Here is a 24,043-nt window from a genome sequence, read left to right on the forward strand (position 1 = left end):
ATCTATCCTACACCAGAATGATATTGGTTGCGGCTACAATTGCTGCGAGTGCAAGTGCAGCCAGGATGACGACTCCGTCCAGGGCACCAAACGAGAGCGTGCCCGTATCTGCCCTTCCACGGCGGTATCCACGCATATCGATCGTCAGTCCAAGCGTATCAGCCTTTCCAAGAGCATTTAAGATAAGCGGGAGGATCACCGGCTTCAGCCCCCTCACTTTTCCCATCATCCCGTCGCCGGGGGCATATCCCCGTGCAAGCTGTGCCTCGCTGATCCTGATCCCTTCTCTCTGGAGGGTCGGGATGAACCGGAGCGCAATTAAAAACATCAGGGTGTAGTCAATGGGCATCTTCAGCTGCCTGAGGGTGGTGACAAGCTCTCCCGGTTTTGTCGAGACGACGAGGAGCTGGAAGGCAAAAAGCATCACCGCAAACCGGAGCGAGAGGATGGTTCCAAAGAGCAGGGCACCAGTTGTTACCGGGAGCCCGCCGCCGATCAAGGGGATGCCTGCAGGGATAAGCGTAAAGAGCACCTCGCCGCCATGCATCGTCAGCACTGTGAAGAGGACGAGCATTACACCGAGGACGAGGAGGAGCGGAATCTGTTCGGTGAGACCACGCCCAAGTCCTCCGGCCCATGCTGCAAGGAAGACTGCAACAAGGAGGAATGCAAGCAGCAGGAGATCGCTTGTCAGTACCGCGAGGATGACGATGATCACCGTGAAGAGGAGCTTTGTGAGCGGATGCACCCTGTGGAAGATGCCGTTGCCCGGGATATACTGCATAATCTCCTGCATGGGATTTAAGCCTCCTGACTGCAGACGATCTTTCCGTTGCTCATCTTCATGACCCGATCCGCAAAAGTCGTTGCCAGATTCGGATTATGCGTGATCATCACAATCCCATGCCCCTCATCTGAAAGCCGCATCAGAATCTCCATGATCTGGAGGGATTCTGCAAGATCGAGTCCTGTTGTCGGCTCGTCAAGGACGAAGACCTCCTGGCCCATCGCGACGACGCAGGCAAGGGCAAGCCGCTGCCGCTCGCCACGTGAGAGGTGGCGGGGATTGGTATCCTCCTTTCCTGCAAGCCCGACCTCATTGAGGACATCAGCGATACAGCTCTGATCCCGTCCGATATTCTTCAGCCCAAACGCGATCTCTTTCCTGACGGTATCTTCAAAGAGCATCGTATCAGGATTCTGGAATACAAGGCCGGTATGCCGGGAGAGGACCGAGATGGAGTGACCATTGCAGGTGCTCCCGGCAATCCTAAGCGTCCCCGCAGTCGGCTTTAACAGGCCGTTGAAATGCTTCACGAGCGTCGTCTTCCCCGATCCGTTCTCCCCTACAATCGCGATGATCTCACCTTTCCGGAGTGTAATATCCACCCCGTCAACGGCACAGAAATCGCCGTAGCAGTGGACAAGCCCGGTCGCCTCGATGAGGAGATCCCCCTGCTCTTTGCCGGGACGCTTGGTGATCGGAGGAAGGGACTTCTGGATGATACGTGAGACCTCCTCCGGGGTTTTGGATGCTGCGATCGTCCCGTCCTTCACCAGGACGCAGGAGTCTGCATATTTTGCGGCCTCATCGATCATATGCTCAACAAGGACGATGGTTCTTCCCCCGTCCGCAAGCGATCTCAGGATGGAGAATACCAGGTTCCGTGCCTCTTCATCAAGTTCTGATGTTGCTTCGTCAAGGATGAGCACATTCGTTCCAAGTGCAAGGGTTGCAGCAAGCGCCGCCTTCTGCTTCTGTCCTCCGGAGAGGGTATAGGGGGCACGATCTGCAAGATGGGAGATCTGCAGAAGGTCAAGGATCCTTACAAGTTCCGCCTCTGCTTCTTTCTTTGAGAGACCACGGTTCTCCAGGCTCGTCATCACCTCTTCCCCGACGGTGGTGAAGATCAGCTGTGCATCGGCATCGTCAAAGACCATCGAGACATCATGGGAGAGCTCTTCTATACCCTTGTACTCCATGATATCCCGCCCCGCAATCGCAATCGATCCCGTAGCGGTGCCGGTATAGACATGCGAGAGGATCCCCGCCATCGCCCGGCAGAGGGTTGTCTTGCCTGCACCTGAAGGGCCGGTGACGATCATCATCGATCCCTTTGGAATCGAAAGGGAGATATCCCGGAGTACCGGGTGCTCCCTGTTCCTGTACGTATAGCTGAAGTGGTCTATTGTGATCATCAGTTACCTCTCAAGGACCCGGGAGGCGGCGGGGTAGAGCATCGAGACGATGATCCCGTTCACCACTGCCGTGATAACAACGATCGGAACAACGGCCATCACAAAGCCGGTGAGGGTCACTGCCTGTGCGAGCATCCCCGGTGCTGCGAGGAGCAGGATCACGACGACGCCGACAAATGAGAAGCCTGAAGCGAGTGTGGTGATGAAGGTAGTAATACCGGGTGCTGCCAGCTTCATCCTGTCTTTGAGCGCCATAAAGATGAGTATACAGACAATAGCGCCGATAGGCTCGGATATGAGGTTTGCTGGCGGAAAGATCGAATGGCTGATCAATGCCGATATCAGTCCCGCGATGATACCAATTCCGAGTGCTTCGCTGATCTTTGGAACAACCAAAATGATCGCGAGCGAGTAGAAGGCGATCACAAGGTTTGCAACGATCGGGCCCGGTATAACGAGCGACATGTACCGTACAATGGCTCCTGCTGCAAGCAGAATGCCGACAAGTGCTATATCTCTTGATTTCATGATGATCTCTCTTGTGTATATATTTCTCTGAGTGTTTTCCGCATCAGTTTCCAGCCGTTCTTCCTGGGAAGCGAATCGGTGATGATCACTTCCCGTGGCACCTTGTATCCTGCCAGATGGGAGCGGCAGTATTCGGTGATCCCGTCGCGTGAGATCGTCTGGTTCTCCTGTAAAACGATGGCTGCGATCGGAATCTCGCCCCTCCTTGCGTCAGGTATGCCGAAGATGGCGGCATCTGCAACAGCGGGGTGGCGGAGGAGGACATCCTCCACCTCAGTCGGGTAAATCTTCCAGCCCGACATGATGATCATATCCTTTTTACGATCCGTAATGGAGAGCCTCCCGGCCGGATCGATAAACCCGATATCGCCGGTTAAGAACCAGCCTGATGGAAGGAAGGCTTCTTCGGTCTCCTCCTTCATCCCATAGTACCCGAGGGCGACTGCAGGGCCCCGGAGGGCAACTTCCCCTTCCTCTCCAACCTGGAGGATCTTTTCCGGATCTTCGCAATCGACGATGTTGACCTCGGAGTACCCGATCGGATGGCCGACCGAGAGGAACCGATCTGCAAACGGATAGTCTGCGGCCCGGATCGCGGTCCCTGTTCCAAGAACAATCGTCTCCGAGAGGCCGTATGCATTGATGATCGGTATGTTGAACCGCTCATGGAACGGCTTCCAGATCTCGGGATGGAGGGGGCCGCCGCCGGAGATGATCTCCCGCACCGTTGCAAGGCAGCCTTCTGTGCCGGCTGGCGAAGTGAGGAGGGAGTGGATAACCGGCGGCATCCCTGCAAGGACGGTGACTCCGTATTCTTCGGTGAGTGAGAGGTAGGCTTCAAGCTCAAACCGCTCCATAACAACGAAGGCGGCACCCGCCTTCAGTGCTGCTATACCCCATGATAAGCCGACATGGCCCATCGGGTAGATGCCGAGGTACACGTCATCCGGTGTGAGGGTGAGCGCCTCTGCCTCGGCATCAAGAGCTGCCATCCATCCGCCATGGGTGAGCATCGCTCCCTTCGGCTTTCCGGTGGTCCCGGAGGTATACTGGATCTGGCAGAGGTCGGTGGGCGAGCAGTTCACAGGGGGGATTACCGGTACTGCCTCCCGCAGCGAGGGCCAGGGAACCGTGCCTTTGGGTGCATCTCCAGTTGAGATGATGGTGGTGCCGGGGATCGTTTTCGCCGCAGCCACCCCTTGTGGATCGGTGATGATAATACGTGCGCCGGAGTTTGAAACCGCATAGGCAAGCTCCTCCCTGGTATAGACCCGTCCGGTCGGGACAGCGACTGCCCCGATCCGCCATGCCGCGAAGTACCCGATCAGGTATTCAGCGGAGCTCTCCAGGTAGATCACTATCCGATCACCCTTCACAACGCCAAGCGAGGTGAAGAGGGATGCAACAGAACAGGTGGCATTCAGGAGATCCCGCATTGAACAGGACTCGCCCCGCGTTGGGACGATCAGGGCGGGTTTGTCTGATCGGGCCGCCCCGATATCAAGAAATGCGGTAATATTCGGCACTCGTAATTCTCCATTATTGTAGTGTAGTGTATATATTTGTACAATTTGGGTATAAAAGGAGCGGTCTGGGTCAGAGAGAACGATGGAGTTTTCTCCGCTCCGCAAGCCCGAAACCACAGATCACGCGGATCGAATCGGGAAATGATCGATCAAGATGTTGATCCCCCGAATCGATATGGAGCTCTGGCGTCGCCCTCAGCTTGCCGGGAGTTGCGACGACGATTGTGTTTGTATCTCCGATACTTCTGAGGATCTCTGGCGTGATCACCTGGGTGCCCCTCCCGATGATGAAGCCCTGGGATCCGATCGGGCTGATGATGAGGCGTGTATCCTGGTGATCGCGGAGAAAACCGAGGAGGGATTGTGCATCACCGTCCCGGATGGCGAGGGTGCCATCTGCGTATGCATCGAACCCAAGGAGGGTGCATTCCAGATCCATTGCATCTGCAATCGCCTCTGTCGTCGAGCCGGGGCCAAGGATGAAAGGCCGGGGAGAGGAGAGGACCCCTGCCATGAAGTTTGCAATCTCCTGCCGATCCTCCTCTTCGGTCCCGGTTCTGAAGACGGTCTCCTTTGCATGCTGGACATAGCCTGCGCGGTACGGTGTCGTTGCGATGCCATAGAGCCGGGTGCTGAGGCGGCCGTCCCTGTATGCCTCCTCATCGACATCCAGCACCTCGGCATCACGGATCGGGAGGGATCCGGCTTCCCGGATCAGTGCGGCGGCTGCGATCGGATCGGTTGCAAAGACGGCTGAGTACATCTTCACCCCCGCCGGTATCCCAAGAATGGGAACCGTTGTTCCGACCGCAGAGAGGATGTCCCGGGCAGTGCCGTCACCGCCAGCAAAGACGATCAGGTCTGCCCCTGCCTCTTTGAATGCAGCGGCGGCACGGATGCTATCCTCTGCTGTGGTCGGTTCGCCTGATTCGTGGAGGACGCTGATCGCTGTGATCCCGCATTCCCTGACTGCATCCTCGCCCATTGCGCCCGATGCGGTGAGGAAGGTGAGGCTGTCATTTTTGAGCAGGGAGAGGGTCTCCTTTGTCCGGATGGCGGATTTGGGGGTTGCCCCCCGTGCCAGTGCCTCTCCTGCGAGACCATCGGTTCCTTTCAGCCCGACGGTGCCGCCCATCCCGGCGATCGGGTTGATCAGAAGTCCTATTACCGGTGTCATCCTCTCTGCTTCGGGAGGTTTGCGAGGGATTCTTTGATCAGATCGTCGGGACAGTCGTAATCGATGATCCCTCCTGTATGGTAGGCATCATATGCGGTCATATCAAAATGGCCGTGGCCTGAGTTGCAGAAGAGGATCGTCTTTTCTTCGCCGGTCTTCCTGCATTCGAGGGCAACATCGATTGCGCCTTTCACCGCATGTGCTGCCTCGGGTGCGATGATCATCCCTTCTGTCCGGGCGAAGGTGATTGCAGCTTCAAAGACCTCGTTCTGGAGGTAACTTCGCGGCGTGATGATCCCGTCATGGACAAGCCGGGAGACGATCGGGGAGTCGCCATGGTACCGGAGCCCTCCGGCATGGAGTGCCGGGGGAATGAAGTCATGGCCGAGGGTGTACATCTTCAGCATCGGGGTAAGTCCTGCGACATCGCCGTAGTCGTACTCATAGAGCCCCCGTGTCAATGTCGGGCATGCAGCCGGTTCGACACCGATGATCTCGGTATCTTTCTTCTTCCCGGTGAGGATATCGCCTGCGAAGGGGAAGCTGATCCCGGCAAAGTTCGATCCGCCGCCGACACTCCCGATGACGTAATCGGGGTAGAGCTCTTCCATCGCGAGCTGTTCGCGTGCCTCAAGCCCCATGATCGTCTGGTGGAGGCAGACATGGTTTAGGACTGATCCGAGTGAGTAGTGGGTGTTTGCATGGGTGGCTGCATCTTCGACCGCTTCGGAGATGGCGATCCCAAGCGATCCCGAGGTATTTGGATCTTTCTCCAGGATGGCCCGGCCTGACGCAGTTCTTGGGCTTGGGCTTGGGATACATTCTGCTCCCCAGACCTGCATCATCGATTTCCGGTACGGCTTATGGTAATAGCTCGAACTGACCATGTATACCGTGCATTCCAGATCAAAGAGGTTCGTTGCAAAGGCAAGGGCGGAACCCCACTGGCCGGCGCCGGTCTCAGTTGAAATCCGCTCGATCCCTTCTTTCATATTGTAGTATGCCTGGGGAACAGCGGTATTGGGCTTGTGGCTGCCTGCCGGGCTCACACCTTCCCATTTGTAGTAGATCTTTGCCGGGGTCTTTAGGAATTTTTCGAGCCGGTGGGCACGGATCAGGGGGGACGGCCTCCAGATCCGAAGGATATCCCTGACTTCTTCGGGGATTGGGATAGTTCTCTGCTGGCTCATCTCCTGACCGATCAGCTCCATCGGGAAGATGGGGGCAAAGTCTTCAGGGCCTGCCGGCTTTCCGGTTCCCGGATGGAGCGGCGGGTCAAGGGGGGAGGGGAGATCCGCCTGGATATTGTACCAGGTCTTTGGGAGGCTCTCCTCATCGAGGTAGATCTTGGTCTGCATCATATTCCTCCAATTACTTACATCATTGTAGTATAATGTATAGATATGTACATCAGAGCAATAAAAGTATCCTCGATCAGCCCCGCCTTTTTGTCTTCGGCGCCGCCTTCACCCGCATGTTTCCGGAGAGCAGGAGTTTTTTATCCCGGATGAGAGCGTGAATTGATTGTTTCACCTCATCTTCGGACCATTGTGATGCAAGACCATATGCCGGGAGGAGGGTATGGGCATCTGGTTGTGACGATCCGGTGAGAATCGCTGCGGCGGTATCAATTCCAAACCGTCCCGATATGGATGCGATGCCTGAAATGATCCGGTCATGGAGCAGTTTCGGTGCAGATGCGCAGATATCGCAGTTCCCGCAGAAAGATTCTGCATTTTTCTCCCCGAAGACCTTCAGAATTTTCTGGCGGCGGCAGGTGGTGCTCTCGCACCATGACTGCATGGTGTTGAGCTTGTTGATTCGAATCGAGAGATCAATCTGGCTTTGGTACTCCTTCTCGATCAGCTTTTTTGAGATGGCAAAGTCCTGGGATGAATAGAAGAGAAGTGATTCTGCGGGCTTTCCATCTCTCCCCGCCCGCCCGCTCTCCTGGTAGAAGGACTCGATATCCTTTGGGGGATGGAAGTGGACGACGAACCTGACATCGGGCTTGTCGATCCCCATTCCAAAGGCTATCGTGGCCGCGATCACCGGCACCTGGTTCTTCAGGAATGCATCCTGCACCCTGGAGCGTTCATTGCCAGGGAGCCCGGCATGGTAGGGCTGTGCAAGGATATGCCGTTTCCTGAGTTTTGCTGCGATATCATCTGCCGCTTTCCTGGACCGGCAGTAGATGATCCCCGACTGCCTCGGATGGTTAGCGATGAAGAGGGCAAGGCGGCGGAAACGCTCATCTTCGCTCTTCTCCATAATCACGGTATACCGGATGTTCTCACGGTCAAAGCCGCCGACATACTGGTTGGGTTTTCTCAGTTGGAGCTGGCCAATAATATCCTCCCGCACCTCTTTGGTTGCGGTTGCGGTGAGGGCGATGATCGGGGTCTCCGGGAAGAGATCGCGGATGATCGAAAGGGTCCGGTAGTCTTTCCTGAACTGGTGGCCCCACTGTGAGATGCAGTGAGCCTCGTCGATTGCAAAGAGTTTCGGGTTGATTGTTCGGAGGAGTCCCTGGAATGCAGGCAGGCCCAGCCGCTCAGGCGAGACATAGAGGATAGTGATCGATTGTTTTTGCAGCTCTGCCTCGATTGCCTTTCGTGCGTCATAGGTCTGGTTCGAGGTGAGGAGGGCAGCGGCGATCCCCTGTGCCTGAAGATCATCGACCTGATCTTTCATCAGGGCGATCAAGGGCGAGATGACGATCGTGGTGCCGCCGAGGAGGACGGCGGGGAGCTGGTAGCAGAGGGATTTGCCGCCGCCGGTTGCCATCACGGCGAGGACATCGCGGCCTTCCAGGAGATCTTTTACTATCGCCTCCTGGTTCGGCCGGAAACTGGTATGGCCAAAGAATGCTTCAAGGGTCTTCTGGCAGGTGGCGTCTGCCTTCATTGCATCTCCCAGAGGTTTTTGAACTCGAGATAGCTGATGATGACAAGCCATACCATGGCAAGAATGGCAGGAATGATGATGAAGAGGAAGAGGTGATCGGGATAGAATATCCCAAAGAGGGTGAGGCCGCTTGCCACCTGTAGAACGCGGGCGCTCCGCTGGTGTGTCCGCACCCAGACCTCCTCGCTCTTCATTGTCCAGGGGGTCCGGATTCCCATCATCGTATTCCTCTTTGTGACCCGGGGAAGGAGGAACGAGAGTCCGAGATAAAAAAGGGCGAAGAGGATCGGGAAGAAGAGGGCCGGATCGACCGGGTAGCCGAGGATGCTGATTGCCTGGAAGATCTGGATGCCAAAGAGGAGGGCAATGATGAGGACGATGAACCAGCCGGTTGCTCTTCTGGTCTTCGTATCGCCGGAGCCGATGTACTTCAGCATCGCTCCGAAGAGGAGAGCGGTTATAACGAGGATTGCCGGGATGATTGCGAGCCCGAATGCCGTATCAGACCATGCGTCAGGCTCGCCTCCGAGATTCCAGTGGGTCGGGATCTGCTCCGGGGCTGCCGGATAGATGAGGGCTGCCAGGATGAGGGATGCGGCGATGATGATCAGTGTGGCGATCCGGTGCGTTTCCATTGTTTAATGATCCCTGTTGATCGCACACCCTGAAAAGGTCACCTGATCACAATCTTCGGGACTCATCTCTGTTTTATAACAGCTACCGAGAGCCAGCCATCTTCGGGGGTTGGGAAGTACTTCTGAGTGCCCGTTCTCCTGCGTTCCATCTGATCCATATCCGTGTAGGAGAGAGAGAAGCCGTGGCCGAAGATGGTACGAATCTGCTCTTCTGTATAGGTGGTCATCTCCCGGCACCCTGTATAGTCCCGGACATGCGAGAAGATATCATAGGGGATATGCCTCCGGGTGTCACTGATGAGATGGCATGGCTTCAGGTGCTCGAAGACGACTGCAAGGCCAGGGAACGAGGCGGTGAGAGCGGCTGCCATCTGCTCCATCTGCTGCCGCCCGATATAGTATGTGAGCCCTTCCATAACGATGATCAGGCGGGTTTTACGGCTGGTTCCGCATCCCTTCTTCAGTATGGAGATGAGTTGCCGGGTGTCTGTGATATCGGCCTGTATACAGCGGATAAACCCGGAGCAGCCGGGGATGATCTCCCGGTACAGCTGCTCTTTGACACCGGTATTCTCGAGATCGAGCTCCATAAAGTTGAGATCTGAAGAGAGTTGATCCGAAAGCTCAAGGGCAAGGGGGGAGAAGCCAGCCCCGAGGTTTGCGATGACAGCAGGGCTGTTGCCTGCCTGAAGAAGGGAGAGGACGGCGTTTTTAATGAAATGTTTCCTGTTTACGATCACCTCAGAATACCAGGGGCATGTACGGTTGTATAGTTCAAGGAGCGGGATTCCGGGCACAAGGTCAAGCCGATCCATGTAGTGACGGATTGTCCGGGTATCCTCAAAGTAGCTGCGTGCCCAGAGCATCACAAGGGCTGCGGTATCTGATACCGGGTAAGGGCTCTTCTGATCTTCCATTAGTGGTGTTCCTGCTGATCATCTTCTCAGCTCCTTCGTATTCTCTCTTTCTCTATCTGACCCGGAGGCTGATTTTTGGTTCAGAAGAATTTTATCCTCCCACCCCCGATACTGGCTATGAATACTCATATGCATGGTATAGTTCTCGTCCCCGGAGGTGAGGTCGGGTACTGTATTGCTGGCAGTGAGAAGGGCGGCATCCCGCTGATCCTGGTTCACGGGGGGCCCGGCGGGAGCTCTGATGCATTTGAGCCGTTTCTGTCGCTTGCAGAGTCCCGGCCGGTGATCTGCTATGATCAGCTGGGATCGTACCGATCACCCGCGGCTGTGGACGATTCGCTGCTGACGCCTGGGCGGTATGCAGATGAGCTGCATGCGGTTATTTCGGCGCTAGCTCCGGATAGGGTGCATCTCCTCGGCCATTCATTCGGGGCGATGGTGGTAGCTGCCTATCTCGAAAAATACGGGCAGGATGGTGTTGCTTCAATCATTCTTGCCGGGCCCCTGATCTCGTCGCCACGCTGGGAAACAGACCAGCGGCGGCTGTTATCTGAGATGCCGCCGGATCCGCGGGCGGTGATCGAGATGCATGAGTCATGCGAGGTGTATGATTCGCCCGCATACCAGGAGGCGATGATGGCGTATTACCGCCGCCATGTCTGCCGGATGGATCCCTGGCCGGACTGCCTGATGCGGATGTTCGAGCGGCTGGCAGTTCCGATCTACATGGCGATGTGGGGGCCGTCTGAGTTCACGGTCCGGGGGAGCCTCCGGTATGTTGATAAGACGGATGTGCTGCCGTCGCTTTTACTGCCGGTCCTCTATACCTGCGGGGAGTTTGATGAAGCAACGCCGCGTACCGTCCGGGGTTTTGCCGAAATGACGCCGGGTGCTGTGATGAAGGTCTTTGCCGGAGCCTCGCATATGCATTTCATGGAGGCGGAAGAGGAGTATATGGCGGTCCTGGCTGCGTTTCTAGCAGGGGCGGAACGGTAGGGGGATGAAGAAGCGAAGGAGCGGGCAGAAAGAAAAGAGAGAGAAAATCACGCCTTCTTCACGAGCAGGTAGACACCACCAAGTGCAGAGAGGGATGCGATGATATTGATTATTGAGAGCATATCAGATCCATATCCCATCATCGAGGTGATATCGTAGACTGCAAAGAGCAGGAACGTTAGTGCAAAGAGGAATCCTGCCTCAATTTTAAGTTTGAATCCAGCATAGCATCCAATGATTGCAATAATCAACTGGATGACGATAGAAACCGGGGTAAGCATCTCAGCGAGTGCCATATGTTCGGATACATCTGTTAGATAATAAAGATGTTGATCTCATTTGGCGCTTAGAGTGGGAGGTGCTGGAGAGCGTCAGCAGATTTCATGATTACGTTATCATTGATCAAGACACAATTCATATAAATATAGGGGATGATTTTTGTCCCCAGACCTTATCATTACTGAATCTTCAGAGAGCCTGGATCTTCCCCACATAGAAGTAGGCAATCCTTGCCGCATCTGCGCCGTCAACGGTCCCTTTTCCATCGAAGTCTGCCTCGGGATCCTGGGGAATCAGACCTGCTGCCATCCATGCTACCTTTGCAACATCACCGATATCGATCCGGTTGTTTCTGTTGAAGTCGCAACGGAGGTGAACCATAATATAGTTCTCCTTCACCGTCGTGTTGGTCCCTCCGACATTGCCTGCGGTGAGTGATACGGTGTAGGTACCATTTGTCATGAATGTCTTTACAGGGTGCTGCTCACCTGAGGTCGTCCCATCCCCAAATTGCCAGAGCCAGGATGTTGGATCGCCTGTGGATGTATCATTGAACCTGACCGTGAGCGGGGCATATCCGGTTGTGACATTCGCTGTGAAACCTGCAAAAGGCGCAGGAACCGGGCTGAATGATGAAAAAGCCTGGATACGGTTGTTGAATGCATCCGTGACGAAGACTGTTCCGTTCCCGTCGACCGCAATACCACCAGGGACATTCAATTCACCATCCCCATCTCCAAATGCTCCCCATCCGGTGATGAATACCCCGTTGGGAGTGAACTTTTTGATCTGGTCATTGGCTGTATCGGTTGCGTATACATTCCCCTCACCATCTGTGGCAATTCCCCGGCAACCAATGGAGACCCATTGTCTGATGAATGTGCCTAGTGTATCGAAGGTGCGTATACTGCCGCTACCTGCAACACAGACAACACCAAACTGATCAACAGTGACACCTGTCGGGTTGGGTGAATTCCATTTGCTGATGAAGGTGCCGTTTGCATCAAACTTCTGGATGCGGTTATTGCCTGTATCTGCGACATACACAAATCCATTGGCATCTACTGAAATATCCTCCGGATGAACAAAGTGCCCGTCATCCGGGCCGACCGGCCAGCCTCCCCATTTTGTGATGAAGGTGCCGTTTGCATCAAATTTCTGGATGCGGCTGTTGCCGGTATCAGCGACATAGATAAATCCATCACTATCGACCGCAACACCCTTAGGCCATTTGAATTTACCGTCTGCTTCATCAACAGGAAGCTCTCCGGGAAGTGTCGGGGACCCCTCTTCACCGAATCTTCTGATGAAGGTGCCGGTATTGTCGAATATCTGGATCTGATGGTTGTTGGTATCTGCGATGTACAGGTAGTTGTTCCGATCGACTGACATGCCTCCCGGATGGTAGAATGAACCATCACCGGGCGGCTCTGAACCCCATGTGGTGATAAATGTGGTAGTACTGTCAAATTTCTGGATACGGTTGTTGTAATAGTCGGTTACATAGATGTTGCCACTGTTGTCGATCGCAATATCCTGCGGAACGTCAAACTGGCCATCTCCATCTCCTCTGCTCCCCCAGCTCCGGATAAATGCCCCATTCTTGGCAAACGTCTGGATGCGGTTGTTCCAGGAGTCAACAACGTTCACATCCCCTGCTCCATCGATCCGGATGCCAGTAGGATTCCTGAATTGTCCAGTCCCGTAACCATAGGATCCCCAGGTTGCCAGGAATGTACCGTTCTGATCAAATTTCTGGACACGGTTATTGATGTAGTCAGTTATATACATCGAACCGTCTGTATCGATGGATATCCCAACAGGTCCAAGGCCAAACTCCCCATCTCCTGATCCCTGTGAGAATTGATAGTGCCGTATAAAGGTGCCATCAGAGGTGAACGTCTGGATCCGGTTTACAGAGTAGTCTGCCACATAGAGAGTGCCATTGGCGTCAATGGCGATACCACGGGCATCCTGGAACTGGCCTTCTCCGGAGCCGTATGAACCCCATTGTGAAATGAAGGTCCCGTCTGCGTCATATTTTTTGATACTGCTGCCCTGGGAGAGGTAGACATAGCCGTCTGCATCTATTGCAATGTATGCACCTCCCATCAGCAGGTCACCATCCCACCAGCCACCACCTCCCCTCCATTGGAGGAGGAAGGTGCCGTTCTGATCGAATTTCTGGACACGGTCATTGCCAGCATCGACAACATATAGGTTGCCGGCTGGATCGACAGCTGTCCCTTTCGGATACAGGAATCGCCCATCCCCGTAGGATCCCCACTGGGTGACGTATCTATAGTACTCCGGGGGCGGGGTTGCATTGATATAATTGGTTATCTCTTTTGTGTCACTGCCGATGGCATTTGATACTGTGAGAGAGACCGTGTAGACACCCGGCGTTGTGTATATCTTTATTGGATTCTGTTCGGTTGATGTCGTTCCGTCGCCGAATATCCATTGCCATGTCGTGATATCCCCGGATGATTCATCTGTGAATTGGACGGTGAGCGGTGTTTGTCCGGATGTTGGCGTTCCGGTGAAGGCTGCTTTCGGCATTCCTTCAATCTTCGGAGAGAAGACCTGTATCCTGTGGTTTCGTGCATCTGAAACGATCAGATTCCCTAATCTGTCTACCAGAACATCAAAGGGCTCATTGAACTGGCCTTCACCGGTACCATAGGATCCGATCTGCGTCAGATACGTTCCATTTGAGTTAAAGACCTGGATGCGGTGGTTCTGTGTGTCTGCTACATAGATATAGCCGGCAGTATCAGCGGCGATCCCCTTTGGCATGGCAAATTGTCCTTCACCGGATCCAGGAGAGCCCCAGGTGGCAATGAAACTGCCATCTGATCCAAACTTCTGAACCCGGTTGTTGCCCCAATCGATGACATAGATAGTGCCATCCGGATCTGCAACGATGCCCATTGCCGAGTTGAACTGGCCCTCTCCACTGCCGGTTGTTCCCCATTGCAGGAGGAATGTTCCATTTGAATCAAATTTCTGGACACGATCGCGATCGGTGACATAGATATTCCCGGCAGAATCTGCTGCTATACCATAGAGGGAACTAAACTGACCCTCACCAAAGCCGTATGAACCCCATGCACTGATGAATGAGCCGGTTTCATCAAATTTCTGGACGCGGGCATTCCAGGTATCTATCACATAGAAATGACCGTCTGCATCGACGCAGATATCCCGTGGTACATCGAACTCGCCATCCCCGGATCCGGAACTCCCCCATGTGCTGATGAAAGAGCCGTTTACATCGAAGGTCTGTATCCGGTTATTCCCCTGATCAACAACCGATAGTGCTCCATTGCGATCCATTGCCAGCCCTTCGGGATAGACAAACTGCCCGTCTGCTGCACCCCTTGACCCCCACTCAGTGGTAAATGTGTAGTTGCCGGGTGTGGGGACTGCTATCACGTTGATGTAGGCCTGTTTTGTATGAGTATTGCTTCCTTCTGCATTCGATGCACGTAATGAGACTGTGTATGATCCGATTGTTCCGTATGTCTTCTCCGGGTGCTGTTCTGTTGCGTTTGTTCCATCACCAAACTCCCAGAGCCAGGATGTGGGACTCCCGGTTGAGAGATCGGTGAATTGGACAGTGAGCTGGCCAATGCCAACTGTCGGAGTCCCGGTGAAGTTTGCAACAGGTGGAACCGGGATTTCGGTGACGGTGATATACCGGTCTTTGACAATCGAACTGCTGCCCTCGCTATTTGACACATTCAGGATGACCGTATAGGTTCCTGTATGGTTGTAGATCTTTAGTGGGTGCTGTTCTGTTGAGTTCGTTCCATCACCAAACTCCCAGAGCCAGGATGTTGGGAAGCCTGTTGAGAGATCAGTGAACCGGACAGTAAGAGGGGCGGTTCCGTTGGTCGGTGTTCCGGTGAAGTTCGCTTGAGGTTGTACAGGGTCTGAAACCCTTATGTAATCAATCCGTGTTTTAAGACTGCTGCCGGCATCGTTTGTTACATTCAGCGAAACAGTGTAGGTACCGGCAGTTGTATAGACCTTCTCCGGGTGCTGTTCTGTTGCGTTTGTTCCATCTCCAAACTCCCAGAACCATGATGTCGGGAAACCTGTTGATTCATCCTGGAACCGGACGGTGAGAGGTGCAAATCCGGCTTCTGGTGTTCCGGTGAACTGAGCAACAGGCGGGACAGGATCAGACGCAATGATATAGTCAGTCTTTGATTCAGTATCACTTCCTGCGGCATTTCTCGCGGTAAGGGAGACGGTATAGGTTCCGGCAGTACTATAGATCTTTTCAGGATGCTGATGGGTAGAATTCGTTCCATCCCCAAAATCCCAGAACCATTGTGTCGGCCCTCGTGTTGAGAGATCATTGAACTGGACGGTCAGCGGAACCAGTCCGGTTGCAGGCGATCCCGAGAAGTTGGCGATCGGGGGTGTGGGAGTTCCGGTGACTGTAATATAATCGGTCTTTGTTTCATTACTACTCCCACCCTCGTTGGTTACATTCAGCGATACAGTATAGACGCCAGGCACTCCATAGGTTTTAAGGGGATGCTGTTCCTGTGAGGTGACGCCATCCCCAAAGTCCCAGCTCCATTCTGAAATATTACCCGTCGAGGTGTCGGTGAACTGAACCGTCAGTGGGGCCTCGCCTGAGGTTACATTTGCGGTAAAACCGGCAACAGGTGGTGCCCAAGCCACGTGTATGCCACTTCCCAGCACCGCAACAGCTGATAGATTATCTCGTTCTACATAGAGGGAAATAATATAATCATCCGGTATCGTGAAGGTGTATGCAGGATTCTGTTCATTTGTCTTATATTCAAACGTGAAATCCCAGTTGGTAAAGGTCCATTCCCAATAGTCTGGCGGTGCAGTGCCCCCGGTTGAATTGTCAGTAAAGTGGACCGTCAGCGGGGCGACACCTTCTGTGATATCAACATGAAAATCAGCCTGCACCCAGTCTCTCGCAATTATATACTCGTTTTTCAGTTCGGTGCTGTTTCCACCTGCATTGGAGACAGTGAGTGAGACGCTGTAATTGCCGGGTGCAGTATACTCATGTGACGGGTGCTGTTCTGTTGATGTTGCAGTATCACCAAAATCCCACTCCCACGAATCCGGTGTTCCGGTTGATGTATCGGTAAAGTTCACAACCAGTGGGAAGTCTCCCTCTCTGGGATCTCCGGTAAAGTTGGCGATTAATGGATTGACAGTAATATAGCCATTCTTTGTGATGGTGTGTGTGGTATCTGCATTGCTCGCTGTCAGGGAGACATTGTAGGTTCCGGGATATGTATAGGTATTAAATGGATTCTGGCTATCAGAGGTATTTCCATCCCCAAATGTCCATTGCCAGGATGTCGGGTTTCCACTTGATAGATCCGTGAAATTCACCAGAAGCGGGGGGTCGCCGCTCCGGGGATCCCCGGTGAAGTTAGCTATAATCTCATCTTTGTGAAGAGCAAACTTCTGGATCCGGTGATGGTGGCTTTTCTCCCATCCGTCTGAAACAAAGACGTTGCCATTCTGGTCGACCGCAACACCCCGTGGATATTGGAACTCCCCTTCTCCTATACCCCGGTACCCCCATTTGGTGATGAAGGTGCCGTTTGCATCAAACTTCTGGATCCGGTACAGCAGCCTGTTGCCGGTATAGAACTGCCCCTCGGCAACGAAGAGATTACCCTCTCCGTCCACGGCAGCACCGCTTGGGGGATAGGTAAATCCGCCATCACCCATCCCCTCAAAACCCCATTTGGTGATGAAGGTGCCGTTTGCATCGAACTTCTGGATACGATAGTTCTCATCACCCACATAGATGTGATTCTCACTATCTGTTGCGATGACGAGAGGGAAGTTAAACTGGCCATCGCCTGATCCCTGGGATCCCCATTCCATCTCGAAGCTTCCGAGATTGTTAAACTTCTGGATCCGGTGATTTCGAGTGTCTGCCACATAGATCCAACCGTCACTATCTGCTGCGATCGCCTCGGGTTTATTGAACTGGCCCGGACCTGATCCCTCTGCACCCCACCATGTAGAGAAAACACCGTCTGTGGTAAACTTCTGAACCCGATTGCCGTTCTTTTCAACGATATAGACCATATCGTTCTGATCGATTGCAATACCTTTTGGGTAGAGGAACTGGCCCAGATCGGTGCCGTTTGATCCCCATTTGGTGATGAAGGTACCGTCATTATCGAACTTCTGGATCCGGTTATTCACCTCCTGTACAGCTCCACTGCTTGTTGAAACATAATAGGTATCGACGACATAGACATTCCCCAGACTGTCAACGGCAACCCCCTCGGGTCTGACAAATTCTCCATCTCCGGTTCCAACTCCATTAAATGAGCCCCATTGCAATACAAAATCGTATTCCTCAGTGGCCTGTACAGTACCAACAATGCACATACAGATACCACAAAGGATCAGAATCTGAATACTTTTTTTTCTATCCAACATAGTGCATCCCACCAGCAGACCATTGAGAAGAATCGTATGACATTCTAATACATGTATACTGAAATAAAACCTTTGAATAACCTCAGCCATTCTAAAAACTAAATAATAAAAAATTATAGTATATTACACAGGGGAAATCTTTAAATGGTTGGTATCTTCCCCACATAGAAGTAGGCAATCCTTGCCGCATCTGCGCCGTCAACGGTCCCTTTTCCATCGAAGTCTGCCTCGGGATCCTGGGGAATCAGACCTGCTGCCATCCATGCTACCTTTGCAACATCACCGATATCGATCCGGTTGTTTCTGTTCAAATCACTCCTGAGATGGACTGTTAGTGTACCGTTCTGCACCCTGGCAAATGGATAGGTCATTGTATTAAGAGAGAAGGTTGCATCTGCAATCCCGATCGATCCATTCCCCGGTTGCATGTGTGCATTGAAGAGCAGATCAAGCACCTGCTGTGGTGCTGTATCTGCGAAAAAGGTCTCAGGCGACCTTTTCAAAGAGAACGAAGCTGTGCCGGTTGCATTATCGATTGTGCAGTTAAGTGTCGTATTTGTCGAGATAGAGGCGTTTACTGTGACATTAATGATACTGGCAAGCACCGGGTTGAAGGTGAGATAGAGAGAGATTCCATCTGCATGGGTGATATTCACAATCGAGATCGGCACTGTACCATTCATCCTGGTGGCGAGATGTCGCTGTCCTGCACAAACCATCGACCCCCCTTCAACAACGGTAATATAATTCTCCCTGGAGAGGGTATTTGTCATATTGTCATTCTGAACTGTCAGGTTCACCGTATACACCCCGGGTTGCGTATATATATGAGATGGATTTCTCTGTGTGGAGTGTGTACCATCACCAAAATCCCATGACCATATCCCGGGATTTCCTGCCGAGGTATCAGTGAACCAGACAAGCAGCGGGGCTGGTCCGCCATGAGTGTCAGCGCTGAAATCTGCCCTGAGGAGATCAGGTGACCACCCGGCAAGCCCTGACCAGAGCCACCATGCTGCATATGCCTTCAGGTTGGCATTCAGGGGTTGGCTATGTTCGGCATTGCAGTTGTACCAGCTCACACCTTCGTTATGGCTGTTCTGCCAATCGATCGCCCAGTTCCGGGTAGTTCCTCCATCTTCATAATCACAGCCATCGTTTGCATACCTGGCGAGGTATCCGTTCCCGTCAGGATCATAGCTCTCTATATCAGCAAAATCATAGAGAACCTTGTTATTTTCCCGGCAGAATGTCCGTATCTGTTCATTTCGCTGGTTCAGGTTGCCTTCAACACCGGTGCCGTCAAGGTGACCTGTCATATAGACGAAGAGTACATCCGGGTATTTCGATTCAATTGTGTTCATCAGCGAGAGGTACAACTCAATATCGTCCTCAGTCGAGGTGGAGACCTGGCCGCACCATGACCAGACGATGACATTTGTTTCTGGATGAGCGGCCAGGTATTCCCTGGTACGGTTTGCCCAGGATATGCGATCCGGGTTACCGAGATCGCCTTCCATTGCATAGTCATGGAGATCCAGTGCTCCGTCTGTTCCACCATGATTCCACCGGTATACTGATCCCCCGTATGGTGCATTTGGAAATCCTATCAGCCCGGTCATACCATCGGTGATCTGGCTCCCATGTGATGTATGCGAATAGGCAATATGGAGGGATCGCGTTGCCCGTTTAATTACAGAGAGTGGCACTTTCGAAAGATTGGTATGTGTGTGGTTCACAATGAGAGGAGAACTCCGATCTCCGAAGACGACCACATATCCTTCCTTTGTTTCGGTATCATTTCCCTTCTCATTTGTTATGGTGAGGCGTACCGTATAAATCCCTTCTGACCTATAGGTATGAACCGGATTCTGGAGATCTGATCGTTCACTATCTCCAAAATCCCAGCTCCAGGCATCAGGTGATCCGCTCGATAGATCGGTGAAGCGTACCGACAGAGGTGCTCTGCCGAAGGTGCGGTTTGCGGAAAAATTGGCTACCAGCGGTTTTTCAACAGAAACAAATTTCTGGATCCGATGGTTGTGTGTATCTGCAACATAGAGAGAGCCTTCGCTATCAACGGCAATGTCATGGAGATTGAAGAAAGAGCCGTTTTGCGAGCCATATGAGCCAAACGTTTCCAGGAATGCCCCTTCACCTGAGAAGATACAGATCCGATCATTATAGGTATCAGCGACAAAGACCTCTCCTGCCTGCGATACCGCAACTCCATGCGGATTGTTGAGTTCTCCCTCACCCTGATTTCCCCACACACCCCACATGCTGATGAATGTCCCGTTTGTATAATATCTTTTGATCCGGCTGTTTCCGGTATCTGCGATATAGAGAATTCCATTCGGACCAATGGCTGCTCCGATCGGGGAGGAGAACTGAAGATCTCCGGAGCCATAGGATCCGAATTCTCCAAGATACTCGCTATATTGAGAGAATCTCTGGATCCGGTGGTTTGCAGAATCAACGACAATTAGTTCTCCTTTCGATGATACCACCACCCCACGCGGCGTATTGAACTCACCAGGGCCATTCCCATATGAGCCAATGATTGAATTGAATGTTCCCTCTGCACTGAATTTCTGTACACGGAAATTATCTGTTTCAGTGACAAAAACACTCCCGTTCGCATCGGTTGCAATTCCAAACGGATTGGTAAACTCACCGTCTCCACTCCCGTGACTACCCCACCTGAAGAGAAACGCTCCATCGGAAGAGAATTTCTGGATTCTCTGGTTGCCATTATCGCAGACGAGTATCCCGCCATCCGGGGAAACGGCAATACCTGTCGGACGGCAGAATTCACCATCACCACCATGCGAATATATTCCAAAACCGTTCAGGAGGAGTCCGTTCTCAGTATAGATCCCGATTCTATGATTTTCTGAGTCACAGATACCAATGACATCTCCCGGACCAGCCGCAATTGCACCCGGATGAGAAAATTCACTGCTGTTTTCTTCTGAATAATAATTCCAGGTGGAGAGGTGGACGCCTTCCGGAGTAAATGTCTGTATACGGCTGTTTCCTGAATCGGCGACATACACGGTTCCGTTATCAGTCACAGTGAGAGCCTGCGGCCAGTTGAACATGCCAGAGGCATCACCGGTGCCTCCCCACCTCCGAAGGAACGTCCCGTTTTCAAAAAAAACCTGTACGCGGTTGTTGCCAAGATCGATGACATATATGTTCCCGGCACCGTCAATTGCAACATCATTTGGGTACATGAACTGGCCATCTGCTGTTCCTTCTGACCCAATTGATGAGAGGAAGCTTCCGGATGGAGAGAAGATCTGGATCCTGTGGTTGTTTGTATCTGCAACAAGAATGGATCCGTCCGGCCTTGTCGTGATACCGAGCGGCCAGTCAAACTCTCCCACACCATGTCCGTATGAGCCGATACTTTGTACATATTCCAATGACGGTGAAAAAATCTGGATACGGTTATTGCCAGAGTCTGTCACAAGCAGGTACCCGGTATCATTGATAGTAATACCATGCGGCTCACCAAACGCTCCCGGCTCCCATCCATATGATCCGCATCCGGCAATGAATACCCCGTCTGGCGAAAACTTCTGTATGCGGGCATTTTGTGTATCGGAGATATAGATGTTGCCATTATCGTCAAATGCGATTCCACGCGGGTTGAAGAACTCTCCGGGCAGAGCTGTTGTACCCCATGCCCTATCAAAGATATAATCCTGATCGAGTGCCTCAATCCGTCCCCCGCCATCGAAGAGCGCAGCAGTTGTGATGATTGAGAGCAGACAGAGTGCAATAAACAGTAGTAGAAACCGTACCTTCCAATATGATAGCATGCATAGCAATATCTTAAGTTGTATATAATACTATCTCAAATATTGAGAAATCAAAAATAATGCCTTTTTTTCAGTGAAATATCACCCACGTGGTATGACCATCACCGTTGATCCATACATTCCCAAGGTGCGGGTGCAGATGCGGATCTGGCACTGGCGGGATAGACGGAACCAAAGAGCAGGACGGCAAGAGGGCCAGGCACCGGGTGTGCAGCAGGTACAAGCAGTGCAGGTGTATTTGTACGTGTTGGTGCGCGTGGGGCCGAGATCGGGGAGACGTTGTACCGGCACCTGCCGGGGATCGAGGAAGCGAGGGGAGAGGGGAGGAGAGTTGTCAGCGAGGAGCTGGCTCCTCAGACCTTTTTTGTATTTGAGACCAACGCTGCCATTAACACGAAATAGTACAGTGTGTTCTGAGTGATGTTTGAATTGAACCAAATTGGGGAGGGGGATTTAGGAAAATTATGCCGGCTTCACGAGCAGGTAGATACCTCCGAGGGCAGAGAGGGATGCGATGATATTGATGATTGCAAGCGTGTCATCTCCATATCCCATCATCGAGGTCATATCGTAGACTGCAAAGAGCAGGAATGTGAGTGCGAAGAGGAATCCTGCCTGTATTTTCATTTTGAAGCCAGCATAGCATCCGAGGATTACAATAATCAGCTGGATGGCGATAGAAACCGGGGTAAGCATCTCAGCGAGTGCCATAGTCTTGGATGAATTGTTTTAGCATATATACTTATGTTGGTAGAGGCTAGGGGCGAGGTAATATGGAGTCTCGATGATATTTCACATTAATATCTATAATCAGTCATAGACATGCTGGCGGTGATCAATATTATTATCCCTACATTTCCTGAGGCTCTCGATAAAGGTGTCTGTCCTCTGAATAGTCCATTCCATCAGGACAACTCGCCAAGCAGATCGTCAATTGAGGAGATTTCTCTGAATCTCCCAGCAGCAATGTCAGATTCACTCTTTTGTATCATTGCCATCGTTTCAGGATTGCTTAGTATCTCAATGGTATCAAGAAGGGCATCAAGATCTTCCCGTCTAACCATGGTATTCTGAATTTTTTTTTAATTTCAAGATATACTTCATCAATGGTGACAGACGGAGTCATACGTAGTAATCCCTGTCTCATCTCATAAAAATATATCACTGAAGATTCACGTTGCATACTGAATTCTACATAACTGTTTTAGCTACGAGGAGGATGACTGCTGATTGCAGAAAGGTGACAGGGGGGGGTAACTATCTCTTGTACTAGTACTGCTCACAACAATACCACGATCTTTTTCCTTTGCTTTTTTCTGCCCGGGAAGCCGCACAAACACTCACACCATGCACGGTGAGGCTCTATATACCGGGGAGGGTGACCCTGAAGGGAGCAGAAACAGACTGAGCAGAAGAGAGTTTTCCATCAGAAGGAGTGTACGCCCTGAAAACGAAAGAATAGCCAACACGAATAACACGATAGCAGTTGTTGTCCGGGGAATGCCCACCCCCCTTGCCCTTTTTTTTGATTGTGGAAAAAACACTCACACCCCGCACGGCTAACCCCTTTTATCTATCTCTGCAAACGAGATTGTATGCACAGAACAGATGCGAAAGACGAGTGCCCAGGGTTTCAAAATGATATTCCGGGCACAGATGCCATCATTCAGGAAGAACGCTCTCCGGAAGAAAAACCAGGTGCGGAAGATGAGCCAGCTGCGAAAGAGATCGTTATCGGGGAGATCTGCTGATGGCGTTCACGAAATCCCTCTCCCTTGCCGATCATCTCCATCCCTATCTCGAATCCTACCATAAAGAAGGCCGATCCATATCGGCACTCGCCTCCCGGCTCTTCACCGAGTACTTCACCGGAGCATCGGGGATATGCGGAACTGCGCTAACAGCCGGAACAGCCGGTACCGGCATGACAAACGGGGCAAACGGGGCATATGGAGCTGCCGGAGAGGAAGAGAAAGCTATGGCCGGGAGGATGGCCGGTATCAGGTATAGCCTGATACAGCAGGATCTTGACCGCGTCAGGGCTGAACTTGATGCCATCGAGCAGGAGCTGAACCAGGCGACCACCACCTTCAGGGCGGCGGCAGAGCAAAGGAACGCCCGAAGGCACGAGCAGGATGCCCTCCTCCGGGAAGAGATCGGCCGCGAATTTGCGGACATCGCAGCCAACGGAACAACTCTGGCAGCCGGGGCAAATCCGGGTGCACGTGCGGGTGCAGCTGAGGGGGCTTCCGCAGATATGGGGGCTGGTGCTGGGGCTGGGTCAGGCACAGATATGGGTGCCAACCCGGATCCGGCCAGCCGAAAGAAGGCGGCCGCCCGCTACCGTGCCTGGGGCCGCGGCCTCCACCTTGAGGGAGCTGATCCGATCAGCATCATCAACCACAGAATCACCGCCATCGCCACCCGCACCGGCCGGCCGGCGGCCGAGGTCAGGGAGGCGCTGTACCGGCACCTGCCGGGGATCGAGGAGGTGGTGTGAAGGGGGGGGGAAGTAGCTTTGAATCACATTTCTTTTTGTTATTGGAGGGTAAGATGAGCAGGGCAAAACACAAAATTCATT

At 52.7% G+C, this 24,043-nt stretch carries 17 protein-coding genes; 3 read left to right on the plus strand and 14 right to left on the minus strand.

From position 1 onward, the window contains the following. Positions 1-7 precede the first annotated feature (7 nt). The 9 genes from FTO68_RS00295 to FTO68_RS00335 form a co-directional block, all read right to left on the minus strand. Complete coding sequence (locus tag FTO68_RS00295) at positions 8-796, minus strand: energy-coupling factor transporter transmembrane component T family protein (RefSeq protein WP_255331350.1); 789 nt, start codon at positions 794-796, stop codon at positions 8-10. Between the two features lie 5 nt (positions 797-801). Further along, the gene (locus FTO68_RS00300; protein WP_255331351.1) at positions 802-2,199 is read right to left on the minus strand and encodes an ABC transporter ATP-binding protein; all 1,398 of its coding nucleotides are present in this window, start codon (positions 2,197-2,199) and stop codon (positions 802-804) included. A 3-nt stretch (positions 2,200-2,202) separates the two neighbouring features. Continuing rightward, the gene (locus FTO68_RS00305; RefSeq protein WP_255331352.1) at positions 2,203-2,727 is read right to left on the minus strand and encodes a hypothetical protein; all 525 of its coding nucleotides are present in this window, start codon (positions 2,725-2,727) and stop codon (positions 2,203-2,205) included. Further along, positions 2,724-4,253: a class I adenylate-forming enzyme family protein gene (locus FTO68_RS00310; RefSeq protein ID WP_255331353.1), complete on the minus strand. Its 1,530-nt coding sequence runs from the start codon at positions 4,251-4,253 to the stop codon at positions 2,724-2,726. Before FTO68_RS00310 ends, FTO68_RS00305 begins: the two co-directional genes overlap by 4 nt. Before the next feature lie 70 nt (positions 4,254-4,323). Then, positions 4,324-5,430 carry an ATP-NAD kinase family protein gene (locus tag FTO68_RS00315; protein WP_255331354.1) on the minus strand — a complete coding sequence of 369 codons (1,107 nt, stop codon included), beginning with the start codon at positions 5,428-5,430 and terminating at the stop codon, positions 4,324-4,326. Continuing rightward, positions 5,427-6,788, minus strand: coding sequence for a TrpB-like pyridoxal phosphate-dependent enzyme (locus tag FTO68_RS00320; RefSeq protein WP_255331466.1), 1,362 nt, complete (start codon positions 6,786-6,788; stop codon positions 5,427-5,429). Before FTO68_RS00320 ends, FTO68_RS00315 begins: the two co-directional genes overlap by 4 nt. A 76-nt stretch (positions 6,789-6,864) precedes the next feature. Next, a complete protein-coding gene (locus FTO68_RS00325) occupies positions 6,865-8,337 on the minus strand; it encodes a RecQ family ATP-dependent DNA helicase (RefSeq protein WP_255331355.1) in 1,473 nt (490 codons plus the stop codon). After that, on the minus strand, positions 8,334-8,972 hold the full coding sequence (locus FTO68_RS00330; RefSeq protein ID WP_255331356.1) for an SdpI family protein: 639 nt from the start codon (positions 8,970-8,972) through the stop codon (positions 8,334-8,336). The genes FTO68_RS00325 and FTO68_RS00330 overlap by 4 nt, the downstream gene beginning before the upstream one ends. Positions 8,973-9,034: 62 nt before the next feature. Then, positions 9,035-9,889 (minus strand): class I SAM-dependent methyltransferase, encoded by an 855-nt coding sequence (locus FTO68_RS00335; protein ID WP_255331357.1) that lies wholly within the window; start codon positions 9,887-9,889, stop codon positions 9,035-9,037. Between the two features lie 117 nt (positions 9,890-10,006). Here FTO68_RS00335 and FTO68_RS00340 point away from each other — a divergent pair, with 117 nt between their 5' ends. After that, positions 10,007-10,885, plus strand: coding sequence for a proline iminopeptidase-family hydrolase (locus tag FTO68_RS00340; protein ID WP_255331358.1), 879 nt, complete (start codon positions 10,007-10,009; stop codon positions 10,883-10,885). A 47-nt stretch (positions 10,886-10,932) separates the two neighbouring features. On the opposite strand, the gene FTO68_RS00345 is transcribed toward FTO68_RS00340, so the two are convergent. The 5 genes from FTO68_RS00345 to FTO68_RS00365 all read right to left on the minus strand — a co-directional run bounded on the left by FTO68_RS00345 (position 10,933) and on the right by FTO68_RS00365 (position 22,526). Next, complete coding sequence (locus FTO68_RS00345) at positions 10,933-11,181, minus strand: hypothetical protein (RefSeq protein ID WP_255331359.1); 249 nt, start codon at positions 11,179-11,181, stop codon at positions 10,933-10,935. 172 nt (positions 11,182-11,353) lie between these two features. Next, entirely contained in the window at positions 11,354-17,581 is a 6,228-nt protein-coding gene (locus tag FTO68_RS00350; protein WP_255331360.1) for a PKD domain-containing protein, read from the minus strand. A gap of 191 nt (positions 17,582-17,772) precedes the next feature. After that, positions 17,773-21,462, minus strand: coding sequence for a PKD domain-containing protein (locus FTO68_RS00355; RefSeq protein WP_255331361.1), 3,690 nt, complete (start codon positions 21,460-21,462; stop codon positions 17,773-17,775). 462 nt (positions 21,463-21,924) lie between these two features. Further along, on the minus strand, positions 21,925-22,173 hold the full coding sequence (locus tag FTO68_RS00360; protein ID WP_255331362.1) for a hypothetical protein: 249 nt from the start codon (positions 22,171-22,173) through the stop codon (positions 21,925-21,927). A 194-nt stretch (positions 22,174-22,367) separates the two neighbouring features. Beyond that, positions 22,368-22,526 carry a hypothetical protein gene (locus tag FTO68_RS00365; RefSeq protein ID WP_255331363.1) on the minus strand — a complete coding sequence of 53 codons (159 nt, stop codon included), beginning with the start codon at positions 22,524-22,526 and terminating at the stop codon, positions 22,368-22,370. A gap of 531 nt (positions 22,527-23,057) precedes the next feature. On the opposite strand from FTO68_RS00365, the gene FTO68_RS00370 reads away from it, so the two are divergent. After that, positions 23,058-23,213, plus strand: coding sequence for a hypothetical protein (locus FTO68_RS00370; protein ID WP_255331364.1), 156 nt, complete (start codon positions 23,058-23,060; stop codon positions 23,211-23,213). Next, positions 23,213-23,962 carry a hypothetical protein gene (locus tag FTO68_RS00375; protein WP_255331365.1) on the plus strand — a complete coding sequence of 250 codons (750 nt, stop codon included), beginning with the start codon at positions 23,213-23,215 and terminating at the stop codon, positions 23,960-23,962. The genes FTO68_RS00370 and FTO68_RS00375 overlap by 1 nt, the downstream gene beginning before the upstream one ends. Positions 23,963-24,043: the final 81 nt, after the last annotated feature.

The organism is Methanocalculus taiwanensis (assembly GCF_024372745.1).
GTDB lineage: Archaea > Halobacteriota > Methanomicrobia > Methanomicrobiales > Methanocorpusculaceae > Methanocalculus > Methanocalculus taiwanensis.

What these genes read in the sequence shown, in the direction of transcription:
- FTO68_RS00360 (WP_255331362.1), bottom strand. Translation starts at nt 22,173, where the DNA reads ATGGCACTCGCTGAGATGCTTACCCCGGTTTCTATCGCCATCCAGCTG.
- FTO68_RS00295 (WP_255331350.1), bottom strand. Translation starts at nt 796, where the DNA reads ATGCAGGAGATTATGCAGTATATCCCGGGCAACGGCATCTTCCACAGG.
- FTO68_RS00320 (WP_255331466.1), bottom strand. Translation starts at nt 6,788, where the DNA reads ATGCAGACCAAGATCTACCTCGATGAGGAGAGCCTCCCAAAGACCTGG.
- FTO68_RS00340 (WP_255331358.1), top strand. Translation starts at nt 10,007, where the DNA reads ATGAATACTCATATGCATGGTATAGTTCTCGTCCCCGGAGGTGAGGTC.
- FTO68_RS00355 (WP_255331361.1), bottom strand. Translation starts at nt 21,462, where the DNA reads ATGCTATCATATTGGAAGGTACGGTTTCTACTACTGTTTATTGCACTC.
- FTO68_RS00315 (WP_255331354.1), bottom strand. Translation starts at nt 5,430, where the DNA reads ATGACACCGGTAATAGGACTTCTGATCAACCCGATCGCCGGGATGGGC.
- FTO68_RS00330 (WP_255331356.1), bottom strand. Translation starts at nt 8,972, where the DNA reads ATGGAAACGCACCGGATCGCCACACTGATCATCATCGCCGCATCCCTC.
- FTO68_RS00335 (WP_255331357.1), bottom strand. Translation starts at nt 9,889, where the DNA reads ATGGAAGATCAGAAGAGCCCTTACCCGGTATCAGATACCGCAGCCCTT.
- FTO68_RS00370 (WP_255331364.1), top strand. Translation starts at nt 23,058, where the DNA reads ATGCACAGAACAGATGCGAAAGACGAGTGCCCAGGGTTTCAAAATGAT.
- FTO68_RS00325 (WP_255331355.1), bottom strand. Translation starts at nt 8,337, where the DNA reads ATGAAGGCAGACGCCACCTGCCAGAAGACCCTTGAAGCATTCTTTGGC.
- FTO68_RS00300 (WP_255331351.1), bottom strand. Translation starts at nt 2,199, where the DNA reads ATGATCACAATAGACCACTTCAGCTATACGTACAGGAACAGGGAGCAC.
- FTO68_RS00350 (WP_255331360.1), bottom strand. Translation starts at nt 17,581, where the DNA reads ATGTGCATTGTTGGTACTGTACAGGCCACTGAGGAATACGATTTTGTA.
- FTO68_RS00345 (WP_255331359.1), bottom strand. Translation starts at nt 11,181, where the DNA reads ATGGCACTCGCTGAGATGCTTACCCCGGTTTCTATCGTCATCCAGTTG.
- FTO68_RS00365 (WP_255331363.1), bottom strand. Translation starts at nt 22,526, where the DNA reads ATGGTTAGACGGGAAGATCTTGATGCCCTTCTTGATACCATTGAGATA.
- FTO68_RS00375 (WP_255331365.1), top strand. Translation starts at nt 23,213, where the DNA reads ATGGCGTTCACGAAATCCCTCTCCCTTGCCGATCATCTCCATCCCTAT.
- FTO68_RS00305 (WP_255331352.1), bottom strand. Translation starts at nt 2,727, where the DNA reads ATGAAATCAAGAGATATAGCACTTGTCGGCATTCTGCTTGCAGCAGGA.